This is a genomic window from Pseudoalteromonas sp. S16_S37, from assembly GCF_014694405.1.
Classification (GTDB): domain Bacteria; phylum Pseudomonadota; class Gammaproteobacteria; order Enterobacterales; family Alteromonadaceae; genus Pseudoalteromonas.
In genome coordinates, this window is the sequence record NZ_JAAUWV010000121.1 from 1 (window position 1) to 2,363 (window position 2,363).

Here is a 2,363-nt window from a genome sequence, read left to right on the forward strand (position 1 = left end):
ACGGTTTTCTTTGACTAATTCGAGATGTGAAAATAAAGACATTGCGATAGATAAATAGGAAAAATTAACGCTATTAGATCATAGATTTTCCTTGTTTACAAAGTGTGATCCCGCCCTGCACTATAGTACCTAGCAGTTACCAAACGACAACAGAATAAGGACAACATTTTGAAAAAAAATATATCTCGTATCGCGTCTATTGTTTCACTCTCGGTATTATCAGCAAATACCTTAGCGGTGCAGAGCGACCCATTTTTGTGGCTGGAAGAAGTTGAGGGCGAAAAAGCGTTACAATGGGTTAGCAAACAAAATGACGCGTCATTAAAATATCTAAAAAATAACAGTGCATATCAAAATATATACGAAAACACACTCAGCATATTACACGATAAATCCCGTATTCCTTACGCGAATGAACGCGCAGGCTACTACTACAATTTTTGGCAAAATGAACACAACCCCCGAGGTTTATATCGACGCACTACCCTCGAAGAATATAAAAAAGCAGAACCAAAATGGGAGACCGTCTTAGATATAGATGCGCTTGCTAAAGCCGAAAGTGAAAACTGGGTATATAAAGGCATGCAATGTCATTACCCTAAATACCAACGCTGTTTAGTCTCTTTATCTCGCGGCGGTGCTGACGCAGTTGTTGTTCGTGAGTTTGATGTAACCACTAAGTCATTTGTAAAAGACGGGTTTAATCTGCCAGAAGCCAAAACATATGTATCTTGGCTTGATGACAAAAGCATCTTTGTAAGCACTGATTTTGGTGAAGGCTCTCTTTCTGACTCAGGCTATCCGCGTATCGTAAAAGTATTACAACGCGGTAAGTCTCTAGACGCAGCGAAAACTATTTATACAGGTGAGAAAAGCTCTGTGTCAGCAAGCGCGTTTACGGCCTACGACAACGGTACTCAATACCAACTAATTTATGAGTCGACCAGCTTTTATACAAACAACATGTTCTTGCTTAAAGGTGATAAGCAAGTCAAATTCAATGTACCCAATGATGCCGATTATATTGGTTTAAATAATGGTAAGTTTTTTATTCAGCTTAAAACTGCGTGGCAAGGATTTGCTCAAGCTGAAGTTATTTACGCCGACATCAATGATGTAGGCAAAGAGCACATCTCGTTTAAAAGTTTCATCAAACCAACAGAAACTCGATCTATTGAGGCACTAGACTTTACCAAGTCTGCAATTTTGGTCACAGTTCTTGACGATGTAAAAAACAAGGTTTATCGCTACTTGCCTAAAGCGGATGGTCAGTGGCATGTAGACCACGTTAAGTTCCCTGAAACTGGTTCATTGTCTGTTTTAAATACTGACCCAGATCGTGATGATTTTTTTGTTAACTATAGTGACTTTTTATCGCCTTCTAGCTTGTACTTAGTGAACGGGACATCTTTAGAGTTCACCAAGTTAAAGGGCAATAGATCACACTTTGATGCTAACCAATATGTGGCTAAGCAAAAATTTACAACATCAAAAGATGGTACTCAAATTCCTTATTTTATTGTTCATAAAAAAGGCTTAAAACTGAACGGCAAAAATCCTACTTTACTTTATGCCTACGGTGGCTTTGAAGCTTCTATGCTTCCCTATTATTCAGCAACACTAGGTAATAACTGGCTTGAGAAAGATGGCGTTTACGTGCTGGCAAATATCCGCGGCGGTGGTGAGTACGGTCCACGCTGGCATCAAGCAGCAATGAAACAGAACCGTCACAAGGCCTTTGAAGATTTTGAAGCTGTTGCAGAGCAACTTATTACCGATAAGGTCACTGAGCCTAAACATCTCGGCATTAAAGGCGGCAGCAACGGTGGTTTATTAGTCGGTGCGGCATTTACACGCAGACCAGATCTTTATAACGCGGTAATTTGCCAAGTACCTCTTTTGGATATGCAGCGTTTCAATAAACTATTAGCAGGCGCTAGTTGGATGGGTGAATATGGTAACCCTGACAACGCAGACGAATGGCAATACATTAAAACGTATTCTCCTTATCACAACCTAAGTAAAGACAAGCAATACCCGCAAGTGTTTTTTACAACATCGACGCGTGATGATCGTGTTCATCCAGGCCACGCTCGTAAAATGGTGGCAAAAATGAAAGACATGGGCTTTGATGTACTTTACTTTGAAAATATGGAAGGCGGCCATGCTGGTGCGGCTAACAAAGAACAGTATGCTATGGTCAGTAGTCTAGAATATGTGTATTTAATGAATAGATTACGCTAATGAGTCTGTAACTAATTTTGTGTAACTGCCTATCACAACATACTCTATTGAGAGTTAATGATAGGCAGATGCAAATGAACAAAAAAGAACTTGAAGCTTTCGCAAAGGAAGCGGCCAAA

1 protein-coding gene is annotated in these 2,363 nt (G+C 39.9%); it reads left to right on the forward strand.

From position 1 onward, the window contains the following. Positions 1-180: 180 nt before the first annotated feature. Positions 181-2,244, forward strand: a complete 2,064-nt coding sequence (locus HC733_RS21975) for a prolyl oligopeptidase family serine peptidase (RefSeq protein WP_446727650.1) — start codon at positions 181-183, stop codon at positions 2,242-2,244. The last annotated feature ends 119 nt before the right edge of the window (positions 2,245-2,363 follow it).